Origin of the sequence: Amycolatopsis sp. WAC 01375 (assembly GCF_003947325.1) — a bacterium.
Taxonomy (GTDB): domain Bacteria; phylum Actinomycetota; class Actinomycetes; order Mycobacteriales; family Pseudonocardiaceae; genus Amycolatopsis.
The window spans coordinates 11,999-24,359 of sequence record NZ_QHHW01000032.1 but is presented as its reverse complement, the minus strand read 5'-3'; the positions used below and the strand labels follow the sequence as shown (position 1 = coordinate 24,359).

Sequence of the window (12,361 nt, the reverse complement as noted above, 5' to 3'; positions counted from 1 at the left end):
GACCTCATGACCGACCAGTACCCGAACTACCCGCCCCCGGGCGGACCTCCGCCGCAGCAGCCGTATTACGGCGGCATGCCGAACTACGGTCCCCCGCCGGACAACAACCTGGTGTGGGCCATTCTTTGCACGGTGTTGTGCTGCTTGCCGCTGGGTATCGTGGCGATCGTGAAGTCGAGCCAGGTGCAGACGTTGTGGTCACAGGGTTTCCACGCGGAAGCCCAGAAGGCCGCCGACGACGCGAAGAAGTGGTCCATGTGGGGAGCGATCGCCACCGGTGGACTTTTCCTGCTGTACATCATCTTCATCGTGGTGATGGTCATCATCGGCGCGTCGGCGGGAAGCTTCACGCCGTGACGACGTCCGTCTACACGGGATTCCCGGCGCGCGGGTTCAAAGCAAGGGCCCGCGCGCTGGGGCCGCCCCTGGCCATCGCGGCAGGCGCCGGCCTCGGCTGCGTCGTCCTCTGGCTGGGTGATCCCACCACTCCCGGCGGACCGCTTCCGGTCTGTCCCACCAAGTCCTTGCTGGGCATCGCCTGCCCCGGCTGCGGTGGCATGCGCATGGTCTACAGCGCGCTGCACGGGGACATCCCCGCCGCGCTGCACTACAACGCGGTGTCCTTTGTGGTCGTTCTGCTGCTCGTCTGGAGCACAGCCGCGTGGGCGGTGGGCAGACTTCGCGGCCGGGCCGTGAACAGCTGGCTGCACTGGCGCTGGACACCGCTCGCGTTCGGCGTCGTGTTCGTCGTCTGGTTCATCATCCGTAACCTGCCCTTCGCCCCGTTCACCTCGCTCTACGTCTGAGTGCCGGGCCGAGGCCCGGATCGTCGGTGGTACCGAGTACGCTCCCGCGCACCGGTCTGGTCGGCGTATACCCATGCCGTACATTCAGCCCGGGTCGCCGCACGAGGCCTCGTGCGCCAGGGGCGAGGAACCAGCGAGGGGATTTCGATGACCACTCCCTACGGCCAGCAGCCGCCGGGACAGCAGCCGCCGCCCGGGTCCGGGCCCCCGCCGGGGGACGGGCAGCTGCAGTCACCGCAGCCGCAGCAGCCGTTCGGACAGCCGCCGTCGGGAGAACAGCCCTCGCCCTTCGGGCAGCAACCGCAGCAGGCTCCCCAGGGCGAGCAGCCCTCGCCGTTCGGGCAGCAACCTCAGCAGGCTCCGTTCGGTCAGCAGCCGCAGCAACCGGGGCAGCCGTTCGGCGCGCAGCAGCAGCAGCCGTTCGGGCAGCAACCCCCGCAGTCTTCGCCGTTCGGGCAGCAGGGCCAGCCCTCGCCGTTCGGGTCGGCCGCCCAGTTCGGCCCGCAGACCGACTACGCCCACTGGGGCCTGCGCGCGGCCGGGACCCTGATCGACTTCGCGCCGATCTTCGTGCTTCCGATCATCGGCGCCATCATCGCCACGAACGCGAATTCGCTCATCGGCGGCATCATCTCCGCCATCGGCTACCTCGCCGGCATCGGCTGGACCGTCTACAACCGGTGGATCAAGATGGGCACCACCGGCCAGTCGCTCGGTAAGAAGATGGTGAACATCAAGCTCGTCCGCGAAAGCGACGGGCAGCCGATCGGCCCGCTGATGGCCTTCGTCCGGGACCTGTGCCATAACCTGGACGGCTGGGTCTGCGGTCTCGGTTACCTCTGGCCGCTGTGGGACGAGAAGAAGCAGACGTTCGCCGACAAGATCCTCAGCACCGTGGTGGTGCCGGGCGAAGCCGCAGCCGCGCCCGCGTCGGCGCCGTTCGGCCAGGCGCCGGGATTCCCCGAGCCGCCGCTCCCCGCGCAGCCCTCGCCGTTCGGCCAGCAGCCGCCGCAGCAGCAGCCGTTCGGCGCGCAGCAGCAGCCTTCTCCGTTCGGGCAGCAGGCTCAGCAGCCGCAGCCGTCCGGGCAGCAGCCGTCCCAGCCGTTCGGGCAGCAGCCGCAGGGAACCGCGGCGCCGTCCCCGGAGTCCCAGCCGGGACCGGCCTTGGGCGAGGCCGAGCCGACGCAGGTCCTTCGCCCCGGCCAGCCACCTCAGCAGGCGCCGTCCGGGTTCGACGAAGCCGAGCCGACGCAGAAGATCACGCCGGAGCAGCTGAGGCAGCAGTTGCCAGGAGCGGACGGGTCGAATGGGCCCGGCACACCGCAGCAGTAAGGAACGACCGGCGGGATCCACCCGCCGGGAAGCACGACACAAGTGGGGAACCCGATGACGAACCCGTACGGCCAGCAGCCCGGCCCCGGCCAGCAGCAGCCCTATGGCCAGCAGCCTCAGCCCGGATACGGACCCCCGTCCGGCGCCACGCCCGCGCCGTACGGTCAGCCGTCCGGTGCGAACCCGATGCCGTACGGCCAGCCGGCGCCTTATGGCCAGCCCGCTCCGTACGGTCAGCCCGCGCCGTATGGCGCTCCGGGTGGCATGCCCGGCGGCGGCGGTGGCGACATCAACTCGATCCCGGACTACAAGGGCTGGGCGATCGGCTGCATCTTCCTCTGCTGGATCATCGCGATCTTCGCGATCATGAAGTCCAACGAGGTCAACACCTACAAGATGCAGGGCAACTACGCCGCCGCCATGGACGCGTCGAAGTCGACGAAGACCATGTGCATGATCGCGTCGATCATCGGCGGTGTCGGCTGCCTCTTCTCCATTCTCTGGATCATCCTGGCCGCCGCGACGGCGTTCTAGTCCGACCGTAGAACGAAAGAACAACGAGGACCACTTTCATGACCAACCCTTACGGCCAGCAGCAGCCCTACGGACAGCAGCAGCCCGGCTACGGGCCGCCTTCCGGCGGCATGCCCGCCCCCTACGGTCAGCCGGCTCCGTACGGCCAGCCTTCTCCCTACGGCGCCCCGGGCGGCATGCCCGGTGGCGGTGGCGACATCAACGCCATCAAGGACTACAAGGGCTGGGCGATCGGCTGCATCTTCCTCTGCTGGATCATCGCGATCTTCGCGATCATGAAGTCCAACGAGGTCAACACCTACAAGATGCAGGGCAACTACGCCGCCGCCGCGGACGCGTCGCGGTCCACGAGGACCATGTGCATGATCGCGTCGATCATCGGTGGCCTCGGCTGCGTCTTCGCCATCGTGATGATCATCATCTCGATCGTCGCGGCTTCGTCCGTGCCCAGCTGCTACGGCCGCTACTGCTGATTCCGGGGCGCACCACCCCGATGTCGGTCCCGGGTGGGACGATGTCGGGGTGGTGAACCTCTATCGCGACACCGGGGTGGTGTTGCGGACGCACAAGCTGGGTGAGGCCGACCGGATCGTCACCCTGCTCACGCGGCGGCACGGCAAGGTCCGTGCGGTCGCGAAAGGCGTGCGTCGGACCTCATCGCGCTTCGGGGCGCGGCTGGAGCCGTTCGGCCACGTCGACGTCCAGTTCTACACCGGCCGCTCCCTGGACGTGATCACCCAGGTCGAGACGGTCGACGCCTTCGCCCTTCCGCTGGTCGCCGATTACCAGCGCTATACCGCCGCGAGCGCCATCGCCGAGACGGCGGACCGGTTGTCCGCCGAAGAGGGCGAGCCGGTGCTCAAGCTCTACATGCTCGTCGTCGGCGCCCTTCGCGCTCTCGCGGGCGGTGAACGTGACAGTTCCCTCGTGCTCGACGCCTTCTTCCTGCGAGCCATGGCCTATGCCGGCTGGGCACCCGCGATCACCGAATGCGCCCGATGCGGCCTGCCGGGTCCGCACAAGGCGTTCAGCGTGTCGGCAGGCGGCTCGATGTGCCCGGATTGCCGGGTTCCCGGCTGTGTGCACCCCTCCCAGGAGGTGCTGACCCTGCTCGCGGCGCTTCTGCACGGCGAATGGCCGGTGGCCGAAGCGTCGCAGCCGGTGCCGCGGCGTGACGCGTCCGGACTGGTCGCGGCGCATCTGCAGTGGCATCTGGAGCGTCAGTTGCGCTCGCTGCCGCTGGTGGAGAGGCGTGCTCGGGAGAGCACCACCGGAGCGCAGTAGGGTCGCAGGCACAGGTTCACTCGATCAGGAGGCTCGAAGGTGCTGCGCAGGGGACGCGAGAACAAGGCGTCACAATTCGAACTTCGCGCGCCGGAGCCGCATCCGTCCGGTGCCCGGCCGCCGGAGATCCCCCGGGAACTCCTCCCGAAGCATGTCGCGCTGGTGATGGACGGCAACGGCCGCTGGGCCAACCAGCGGGGACTGCCGCGCATCGAGGGCCACAAACGCGGCGAAGCGGTGATGATCGACGTCGCCAGCGGTGCCGTGGAACTCGGCGTCAAATGGCTGTCGGTGTACGCCTTCTCCACCGAGAACTGGAAACGGAGCCCGGAAGAGGTCCGCTTCCTGATGGGCTTCAACCGCGACACGATCCGTCGTCAGGTCGACTACCTCGGCTCGATCGGCGTCCGCATCCGCTGGGCGGGCCGCCGTCCCAAGCTGTGGGCGAGCGTGATCAAGGAACTGCAGGTCGCCGAGGAGAAGACCAAGAACAACACGGCGCTGAACATGACCATGTGCGTCAACTACGGCGGCCGCGCCGAACTGGGCGACGCCATGCGGCGGATCGCCCACGACGTCGCCGACGGGAAGCTGAACCCGGACAAGGTCACCGAGAAGACCATCGGCAAGTACCTGTACCAGCCCGACATGCCGGACGTGGACCTGTTCCTGCGGCCGTCGGGGGAGCAGCGGACGTCGAACTTCCTGCTCTGGCAGTCGGCCTACGCCGAGATGGTCTACCAGGACACGCTCTTCCCGGACTTCGACCGCACCCACCTGTGGCGGGCTTGCCTCGAGTTCGCGAAACGGGACCGCCGCTTCGGCGGGGCCATCGACAAGGCTTCCGAAGGGACCTCATGACCACCGAAGCAGCGGACACGGCGGCGTTGCTGACGTCGGCACGGGAAGCCCTCGAGCGCTATCTCGAAGTCCACGTCGACGACGACGGTGCGCTGACCTTCTCGCACGCGGACGTCCCGTGTGTCATCCAGGCGACCCGGCTGGCCGAAGGGCTGACCGTGCTGAGCCTGACCTGCGTGGTGGCCTGGGACCTGCCGGACGACCCGGCGATCGCGGCCTCGGCGGCGGAACGCGCCGGACAGGGCCTGTTCGGCACGCTCGGCGTCGTGCGGTCGGAGAAGGGCATCGACATCACGCTGAGGTACGCGTTCCCGGCCGAAGGCATGGACGCCTCGCCGCTCGGGACGCTGCTCATGCTGGTCGTCTCCACCGCGTCGCAGCTGCGCTCCGACCTCCTGGGCACCGCCCCCGGGGACTGACCGTCTCCACACAGGGTCACCTGGCATCATCTCGCGCATGGAAACCATTTCCAGAAGCGCCCCGGAGAAGCCGGCCCGGCGGTTCAAGATCACCTCGATCGAGGTGCTCTGCGCGATCCTGCTGATCGCGATCCTCGGGCAGACCTGGCTCCAGCAGGTGTTCGACGTGCCCGCGCTGCGGACCGGCTCGACGGTGTTCGTCGCCGTCTGCGTGCAGGCGCTGCCGTTCCTGGTGCTCGGGGTGCTGATCAGCGGCGCGATCGCGGCGTTCGTGCCCGCGCGGGTGCTGGAGAGGGTGCTTCCTCGCCGAGCCGGTGCCGCGGTCGGTGTCGCGGGGCTGGCCGGGGTCGCCCTGCCGGGTTGTGAATGTGCGTCGGTGCCCGTCGCGCGGCGGCTGATCGGCCAGGGTGTCGCGCCCGCGGCCGCGCTGACGTTCCTGCTGGCCGCGCCCGCGGTGAACCCGGTGGTTCTGGTCGCGACGGCGGTGGCGTTCCCCGGGAACCCCGAAATGGTGTTCGCCCGGTTCGCCGGTTCGCTCGCCACGGCGATGGTGATGGGCTGGCTGTGGGCGAAGTGGGGCAAGCTCGACTGGATCGCGGAGCGCGCGTTGCGGCGCATGCCGGACGTCCAGCACGGTTCACGCTGGAAGACCTTCGCCGAAACCGCGCGGGCGGATCTCGTCGAGGCGGGCGGTTTCCTCGTACTCGGCGCGATGATCGCCGCCGCGATGAACGTGCTGGTGCCCGCCAAATGGTTCGGTGTGCTCGGCGAGCAGATCGTGCTCGGGGTGCTGGTGATGGCCGTGCTCGCCGTCGTGCTGGCCCTGTGCAGTGAGGCCGACGCCTTCGTCGCCGCGTCGCTGACCGCGATGCCGCTGCTGCCGAAACTGGTGTTCCTGGTGGTCGGGCCCGCGATCGACGTGAAACTGTTCGCCTTGCAGACCGGCACGTTCGGCAAATCCTTCGCGCTGCGGTTCGCGCCCGTGACGTTCGTCGTCGCGCTGTCCTGCGCCGTCGTCTCCGGCGTGCTCATCCTCGGGGGTGGCGCGTGAAACGCGAGACCCAGAACATCCTGCTGATCCTGCTCGGCGGGGCCCTGCTCAAGATCACGATCAACGGCGACTACCTGCGCTACGTCAAACCCGCGCAGCAGCCATGGATCATCGCGGGCGGCGCGGTGATGGTCACGCTGGGCGCGATCGCGATCGTCCGCGACCTGCTGGCCGCGCGGGCCGCCGCCGTCGTGTCCGGCGATGTCCACGCGCATGAGCACAACACCCGTTCGGCCTGGCTGCTGATGGTGCCGGTGCTGGCCGTCTTCCTGGTCGCGCCGCCCGCGCTGGGCGCCGATTCGGTGACCCGCACCGAGGCCAGGGCGCCGCAAAGCGCTTCGGCGAGCAACGCGGCCGCCTTCCCGCCCCTACCCGCCGGGGACGTGGTTCCGTTGGAGGTCAACGAGTTCGTCAGCCGCGCGGGGTGGGACAAGAGCGGGAGCCTGAACGGGCGGACGGTGCGGCTGTCCGGATTCGTCGTGCACAACGAGGGCAACACGATGCTGGCCAGGATGGTGATCGGCTGCTGCGCCGCCGACGCCTTCCCGATCACCGTGCGGCTCGTGGGCCAGGACGTGGCGGGCTTCCGCGACGACACCTGGCTGGAGGTGACCGGGACGGTCGTGCCGGGCACCGCGGTGCGGGAGAACAGCTACATGCCGGACTTGACGCTCACTTCGGTGCGGCAGGTGCCGGCGCCGAAGGACCCCTACGAGTACTGACCGGACGCTCTTCCTGCTTCACGGACACGCGATCGAAGTCCTGCTGACCAGGATGCTCCCGGCTGCAATGAAGGGGCCTTTCATAGCAAAATTTGCTATGAAAGGCCCCTTCATTGCAGCTTTTGCCCTGGTCGGCGGCCGCGTGAAGGCCCCTTCACGGGAGCCACGCCGAGTACTGACCGGATGCTATGAAAGGTCCTTTCCTTGCGAAATTTGCAAGAAAAGGACCTTTCATGGCGCTTGGGACGTCAGTGGTTCGAGCAGGTCCCGACGATCTCCACGGTGTGGCTGATGTCGGAGAACCCGTGCTCCGAGGCGATCTTCTCCGCCCACCGCTCCACGGCCGGTCCCTCGACCTCGACGGTGCTGCCGCAGATCCGGCACACCAGGTGATGGTGGTGGTGCGACGAGCAGCGCCGGTAGATGGCCTCGCCGGTGTCGGTGCGCAGGACGTCGATCTCGCCGGCCTCGGAGAGCGACTGCAGCGTCCGGTACACCGTCGTGAGCCCGATGCCGTCGCCGCGTTTGCGCAGCTCGTCGTGCAGTTCCTGGGCGGAACGGAAGTCGTCGATCTCCTTGAGCAGCTCGACCACGGCGGCCCGCTGTTTCGTCGACCGGCGTCCCGGGACCGGCGCGGAACTGTTGGCCGTCGTCGGACTCATGCTCACTTCCCCTCCTGAACGTGGGCTACGGCGTCCACCACGATATGCGCAAGGTGATCGTCGACCAGCCGGTACACCACCTCACGGCCGCGTCGCTCACCCTGTACGACACCCGCGGTCTTCAGCACCCGCAGGTGCTGGCTGATCAGCGGCTGCGCGACATCGAGCGTGTCCACCAGTTCGTGTACGCACCTGTCCGCGTTACGCAGTTGCAGGACGATGGCGATGCGCACGGGGGCGGCGAGTGCTCTGAGCAGGTCGCCGGCGTCCGAGAGGGCGGCGGCCGAGGCCGAGGCGGCGGGTTCGGCGGGGGGACGGGCCGTCGAATGCGGTCCGGGGTCTTCCGTGAAGCCCGGGGCGGCCGAGTCCGGGGTCACCGTAGCCATCGCCGCCTCCATGTCCATCATGATTTCCGAAGTCATTGCCAGTAACAGTCCAGGCCATCTTAGTGTTCCCCGCCCCCGGCGGTCTGTTCGCCGAGCGGGAGACCACTTGGCCGCGTCGTTACTGCTCCATTCGGGTGACTTCGCAAAGAAATGACCATTCCACTTCGCATGTGGTCGCCAACGGTGCAAGGTTGTCGCGGAGCGTTTCGTCGCTTCTCGTACGCTGACGACCGCGCTCTGAGGGCCCGGAGAGGCAGTGGGGAGACATGACTCGTTTCGTGACGAAGCTGGCCGCCGCGACGGCGGCCTTCGTTTTGGCATCGACTCCGGGGCTCGCCTCGGCGCAGACGACACAGGCCGTCGATGAGAAGTCCGGCCCCGTGTCGTTCGCGAACGTGGCCTCCGTACGCATCGGGAACCCGGGATCGCTGATCACCGAGACCCAGCGCTCGCCGCTGACGCCCGGCCAGTCGAAACTCTCCCCGGATCGCACCGTCGTCCCGCGTGACGACGGCGAGCGCACCACCTTCGGCAAGAAATGGGACATCAACCTGGGCCGCTACGGGGCGCAGAGCCCGTACCCGCCCGGTATCGCCAGCCGCGACCACAACGTGATCGCCGCGTTGCAGCAGACCACGGTCCCGACGGCGGTCGCGGAGAGCAACTACGCCTTGATCGACAACGGCCGCGGCGGCGCGACACCCGCCGAGAACACCGTGCTGGTGCTCGAAGGCGCGAAGAGCTCGGTGGACTGCTCGTCGCCGAGCAAGGCGACGTCGGCGACGAGCGTGAGCAAGATCTGGGTGCGTGACGAAACCGGCAAGCTGCAGCCGTCCGGTGCTTCGGGCGTGGACGTCAAGGGGCTCAAGCTCGGTCCGCCTTCGACCGGCGACATCGACAAGACGGCCAGCAAGGACGAGACCACCTCCGACCTGACCGTGTCCCGGGTGACCGCTTTCGACCAGCTCATCCGGCAGGACGGCTGGCGCAGCGGTGACGTGACCAAGGCGGCGGGCTGGAAGCTCGACATCGTCACGCATGTGCGTGACGACGCGGGCAAGGACCTGCGCGAGGCCCGCACGACGATCGTGCTCGGCGGCGTGAGCTGCGCGATCCCGAGGAACTTCGTGGCGAAGCCCGCCGGCGGCACGGGACCGGGCGCGGCGCCCGAGCAGCCCGCGGTGCCGGGGACGGTCCCCGCGGGCGGTATCCCGCCGCAGACCGCCGACTCGACGCGGACCGTGGTCGGGCTGGGACTGCTGGGCGGCGGCATCGTGATCGGTGCCGCGGCGATGCTGTTCCTTCGCCGTCGTAAGCCCGTTCCGGTGCGGGAGAAGTAGCGGCCCCGTGCGGCACTGGCTGGCGGGACTTTCCGCCGTCGTCTCCGCGCTCGCCATCTCCGCGGGCGTGATCGTGCTGACCTGGATCCCGCCGGAACAGGCGGTCTCGTTCGCGGAACCCGCGGTCATGCCGGGTGAGGACGGCGCTCCCTTGGCTCTGCCCGCCGACAGTTCGACACGCGGGCAGCGGCCCGGCACCATCCGGCTGCCCGAAGGCGGATCGGCGAAGCTCGTCCGCTCCGAGGTCAACTCCGACGGTGTCCTCCCGATCCCGCGAGGGCTCGGCGACGCGGCCTGGTGGGGTGCGCGGCTCGGCGCCGAAGCGGGTACGTCGCTGATCTCCGGGCACGTCAACTGGGGCGGCGCCAAAGGACCGTTCGACGAGCTGTGGCGAATGCGGGAAGGCCAGGAAGTGGCCGTCAGCGACGCTGCGGGCGGCATCTGGGTCTATCGCGTGCGCGAGGTCGTCACGGTGCACAAGAACGACCTGCCCGTGCAGGCGGCGAAGCTGTTCGCGCAGAGCGGGCCGCACCGGCTGGTCCTGGTGACCTGCGGCGGCGACTACCTCGGCGGGACGGACGGCTACCGGGACAACCGGGTCGTCGTCGCGACTCCCGTCTCCGGACCGCCCGCCTGAACTCCCGCATCCAGATGACGAAATGCGGGAAGTCGGTGCAACCTCTCTCGGCTCGAGTCGCGTGTCTAGCGACACCGGCCGCCTCGGCGGCTTGACGCGAGCAAGGAGTAATACCCGATGGTGGGACAGTTCGACGACAGCACGGCGAGCGAGGAGAAGCCGAAGAAGCGCTCCAGCCTGGGATTGATCCTCGCCGGCGCCGCGATCTTCGTGGTGGCGGCCGTGGTCGCGGTGCTGGTGTTCGCCGGAAAGAGTGATCCGGTCGTCGCGGCCGCGGCTCAAGACCAGGCGAACACGTCGGCCGCGCGAACACCCGAAGTCCTCACCGGACAGGCGCCCGGCACGGTCAAACTTCCCGGCGGTGGCACGGCGAAACTGATCCGCAAGGAACTGACCGCCGACGGGACCCTCCCCATCCCCGAGGGTCTCGACGAAGCCACCTGGTGGGGCGCGAAACTGGGCGCCGACCAGGGCGCATCCCTCCTTTCCGGGCATGTGAACTGGAAGGGGAAGAAGGGCCCGTTCGACGAGTTGTGGCGGCTCAAGGCCGGTCAGCAGGTGGATGTCGTCGACACCGACGGCGGCAAGTGGGTCTACAAGATCGACGAGATCGTCACCGTGCACAAGACGAAGCTGGCCGAGCAGGCGGAGAAGCTGTTCGGGCCGGACGGTCCGCATCGGCTGGTGCTGGTCACCTGCGGTGGCGAGTACGTCGGCGGGACCGACGGTTACGAGGACAACCGCATCGTCACCGCCTCGTTGGCGAGCCGCCCCTGACCCGTTCCAACCTCGCCGGAAGTCACGCGGGACCTCCCGGTTAGTCTTGTCGTTCTAGTCCGATAACCGTCCCCGCATGCTTCGGAGCGTGGAGTGCCCGCCAACACCATTGAGACCGTCGTCAGCCTGTGCAAGCGTCGAGGCTTCGTTTTCCCGTGTGGAGAGATCTACGGCGGTACCAAGTCGGCGTGGGACTACGGGCCCCTCGGTGTCGAACTCAAGGACAACATCAAGCGCCAGTGGTGGAAGACCGTGGTGCAGAGCCGGGACGACGTCGTCGGCCTCGACTCCTCGGTGATCCTGCCGCGCCAGGTGTGGGTCGCGTCGGGGCACCTCGACGTCTTCACCGACCCGCTGATCGAATGTCTCTCCTGCCACAAGCGGTTCCGCGCCGACCAGCTGGCCGAGGACTTCTCCGCCCGTTCGGGCAAGGAGGTGTCCGAGGACGACCTGTCCGAGGTGCCGTGCCCGAACTGCGGCACCCGCGGGCAGTACACCGCGCCGCGTGACTTCAACATGATGCTCAAGACCTACCTCGGCCCGGTCGAGTCCGAGGAAGGCGTGCACTACCTCCGCCCGGAGACCGCGCAGGGCATCTTCATCAACTTCCTCAACGTGCAGACCGCGGCGCGCAAGAAGCCGCCGTTCGGCATCGGCCAGATCGGCAAGTCGTTCCGGAACGAGATCACGCCGGGCAACTTCATCTTCCGCACGCGCGAGTTCGAGCAGATGGAGATGGAGTTCTTCGTCGAGCCGGGTGAGGACGAGACCTGGCACCAGTACTGGATCGACGCGCGCACCGAGTGGTACAAGGACCTCGGCATCAAGGCGGACAACCTCCGCCTTTACGAGCACCCGAAGGAAAAGCTCTCCCACTACTCGAAGCGCACCGTCGACATCGAGTACCGCTTCGCGTTCAACGCGGGCCAGGAGTGGGGCGAGCTCGAGGGCATCGCGAACCGCACCGACTTCGACCTCACGACGCACTCGAACCACTCCGGCGTGGACCTGTCGTTCTTCGACCAGGCCACGAAGCAGCGGTTCCGCCCGTTCGTCATCGAGCCCGCGGCCGGTGTCGGCCGGTCGATGATGGCGTTCCTCGTCGACGCCTACCACGAGGAAGAGGTGCCGAACGCCAAGGGCAGCACCGACACCCGCGCGGTGCTCAAACTGGACTACCGGCTCGCGCCGTTCAAGGTCGCCGTGCTCCCGCTGTCCCGCAACGCCGATCTCACGCCGAAGGCGCGCGACGTCGCGGCGGCGCTGCGTAAGCACTGGAACGTCGACTTCGACGACGCCGGCGCGATCGGCCGCCGCTACCGGCGCCAGGACGAGATCGGGACGCCGTACTGCGTCACCGTCGACTTCGATTCGCTCAACGACCACGCGGTGACCGTGCGTGAGCGCGACACCATGGCGCAGGAGCGGGTCGCGATCGACAAGCTGGAGTCGTACCTGGCGGGTCGCCTGATCGGCGCCTGACCCTCTTTTGAAGTACGTGAAGGCCCCCTTCCTTGCGCCTAGCGCAAGGTAGGGGGCTTTCGCGACAC

Annotated in this window: 16 protein-coding genes; 14 read left to right on the top strand and 2 right to left on the bottom strand. The window is 68.3% G+C overall.

The genetic code is table 11. The features are described 5' to 3' along the window. The first annotated feature begins 6 nt into the window (after window positions 1-6). The 10 genes from DL991_RS19945 (at window position 7) to DL991_RS19900 (ending at window position 7,009) form a co-directional block, all read left to right on the top strand. Entirely contained in the window at window positions 7-357 is a 351-nt protein-coding gene (locus DL991_RS19945; protein ID WP_007034859.1) for a CD225/dispanin family protein, read from the top strand. Then, window positions 354-806: a DUF2752 domain-containing protein gene (locus DL991_RS19940; RefSeq protein WP_125785851.1), complete on the top strand. Its 453-nt coding sequence runs from the start codon at window positions 354-356 to the stop codon at window positions 804-806. Before DL991_RS19945 ends, DL991_RS19940 begins: the two co-directional genes overlap by 4 nt. Before the next feature lie 147 nt (window positions 807-953). After that, window positions 954-2,138: an RDD family protein gene (locus DL991_RS19935; protein ID WP_125785850.1), complete on the top strand. Its 1,185-nt coding sequence runs from the start codon at window positions 954-956 to the stop codon at window positions 2,136-2,138. Between the two features lie 54 nt (window positions 2,139-2,192). Beyond that, the gene (locus DL991_RS19930; RefSeq protein ID WP_125785849.1) at window positions 2,193-2,672 is read left to right on the top strand and encodes a CD225/dispanin family protein; all 480 of its coding nucleotides are present in this window, start codon (window positions 2,193-2,195) and stop codon (window positions 2,670-2,672) included. A gap of 38 nt (window positions 2,673-2,710) precedes the next feature. Beyond that, window positions 2,711-3,145: a CD225/dispanin family protein gene (locus DL991_RS19925; protein ID WP_125785848.1), complete on the top strand. Its 435-nt coding sequence runs from the start codon at window positions 2,711-2,713 to the stop codon at window positions 3,143-3,145. 49 nt (window positions 3,146-3,194) lie between these two features. Further along, complete coding sequence (gene recO / locus DL991_RS19920; RefSeq protein ID WP_125785847.1) at window positions 3,195-3,956, top strand: DNA repair protein RecO; 762 nt, start codon at window positions 3,195-3,197, stop codon at window positions 3,954-3,956. 39 nt (window positions 3,957-3,995) lie between these two features. Then, window positions 3,996-4,817: an isoprenyl transferase gene (locus DL991_RS19915; RefSeq protein ID WP_125785846.1), complete on the top strand. Its 822-nt coding sequence runs from the start codon at window positions 3,996-3,998 to the stop codon at window positions 4,815-4,817. Continuing rightward, window positions 4,814-5,236 carry a hypothetical protein gene (locus DL991_RS19910; RefSeq protein ID WP_125785845.1) on the top strand — a complete coding sequence of 141 codons (423 nt, stop codon included), beginning with the start codon at window positions 4,814-4,816 and terminating at the stop codon, window positions 5,234-5,236. Before DL991_RS19915 ends, DL991_RS19910 begins: the two co-directional genes overlap by 4 nt. Window positions 5,237-5,273: 37 nt before the next feature. Then, complete coding sequence (locus DL991_RS19905; RefSeq protein WP_125785844.1) at window positions 5,274-6,287, top strand: permease; 1,014 nt, start codon at window positions 5,274-5,276, stop codon at window positions 6,285-6,287. Beyond that, window positions 6,284-7,009: a TIGR03943 family protein gene (locus DL991_RS19900; RefSeq protein WP_125785843.1), complete on the top strand. Its 726-nt coding sequence runs from the start codon at window positions 6,284-6,286 to the stop codon at window positions 7,007-7,009. The genes DL991_RS19905 and DL991_RS19900 overlap by 4 nt, the downstream gene beginning before the upstream one ends. 248 nt (window positions 7,010-7,257) lie before the next feature. Here DL991_RS19900 and DL991_RS19895 read toward each other — a convergent pair whose 3' ends face one another. Together DL991_RS19895 and DL991_RS19890 are read right to left on the bottom strand one after the other, a co-directional pair. Continuing rightward, entirely contained in the window at window positions 7,258-7,671 is a 414-nt protein-coding gene (locus DL991_RS19895) for a Fur family transcriptional regulator (RefSeq protein WP_034316411.1), read from the bottom strand. Between the two features lie 2 nt (window positions 7,672-7,673). Then, window positions 7,674-8,057, bottom strand: a complete 384-nt coding sequence (locus DL991_RS19890) for a metalloregulator ArsR/SmtB family transcription factor (RefSeq protein WP_125785842.1) — start codon at window positions 8,055-8,057, stop codon at window positions 7,674-7,676. A 266-nt stretch (window positions 8,058-8,323) separates the two neighbouring features. Here DL991_RS19890 and DL991_RS19885 point away from each other — a divergent pair, with 266 nt between their 5' ends. The 4 genes from DL991_RS19885 (at window position 8,324) to DL991_RS19870 (ending at window position 12,293) form a co-directional block, all read left to right on the top strand. Next, entirely contained in the window at window positions 8,324-9,397 is a 1,074-nt protein-coding gene (locus DL991_RS19885; RefSeq protein WP_125785841.1) for a hypothetical protein, read from the top strand. Window positions 9,398-9,404: 7 nt separating this feature from the next. Continuing rightward, window positions 9,405-10,034 (top strand): class F sortase, encoded by a 630-nt coding sequence (locus tag DL991_RS19880; protein ID WP_125785840.1) that lies wholly within the window; start codon window positions 9,405-9,407, stop codon window positions 10,032-10,034. Between the two features lie 117 nt (window positions 10,035-10,151). Next, window positions 10,152-10,811, top strand: coding sequence for a class F sortase (locus DL991_RS19875; protein ID WP_125785839.1), 660 nt, complete (start codon window positions 10,152-10,154; stop codon window positions 10,809-10,811). A gap of 93 nt (window positions 10,812-10,904) precedes the next feature. Further along, complete coding sequence (locus DL991_RS19870) at window positions 10,905-12,293, top strand: glycine--tRNA ligase (protein ID WP_034316415.1); 1,389 nt, start codon at window positions 10,905-10,907, stop codon at window positions 12,291-12,293. Window positions 12,294-12,361 lie beyond the last annotated feature (68 nt).

Coding starts and splice junctions, on each gene's coding strand:
- DL991_RS19945 (WP_007034859.1), top strand. CDS start 7: ATGACCGACCAGTACCCGAACTACCCGCCCCCGGGCGGACCTCCGCCG.
- DL991_RS19935 (WP_125785850.1), top strand. CDS start 954: ATGACCACTCCCTACGGCCAGCAGCCGCCGGGACAGCAGCCGCCGCCC.
- DL991_RS19930 (WP_125785849.1), top strand. CDS start 2,193: ATGACGAACCCGTACGGCCAGCAGCCCGGCCCCGGCCAGCAGCAGCCC.
- DL991_RS19925 (WP_125785848.1), top strand. CDS start 2,711: ATGACCAACCCTTACGGCCAGCAGCAGCCCTACGGACAGCAGCAGCCC.
- DL991_RS19910 (WP_125785845.1), top strand. CDS start 4,814: ATGACCACCGAAGCAGCGGACACGGCGGCGTTGCTGACGTCGGCACGG.
- DL991_RS19905 (WP_125785844.1), top strand. CDS start 5,274: ATGGAAACCATTTCCAGAAGCGCCCCGGAGAAGCCGGCCCGGCGGTTC.
- DL991_RS19895 (WP_034316411.1), bottom strand. CDS start 7,671: ATGAGTCCGACGACGGCCAACAGTTCCGCGCCGGTCCCGGGACGCCGG.
- DL991_RS19890 (WP_125785842.1), bottom strand. CDS start 8,057: ATGGCTACGGTGACCCCGGACTCGGCCGCCCCGGGCTTCACGGAAGAC.
- DL991_RS19885 (WP_125785841.1), top strand. CDS start 8,324: ATGACTCGTTTCGTGACGAAGCTGGCCGCCGCGACGGCGGCCTTCGTT.
- DL991_RS19875 (WP_125785839.1), top strand. CDS start 10,152: ATGGTGGGACAGTTCGACGACAGCACGGCGAGCGAGGAGAAGCCGAAG.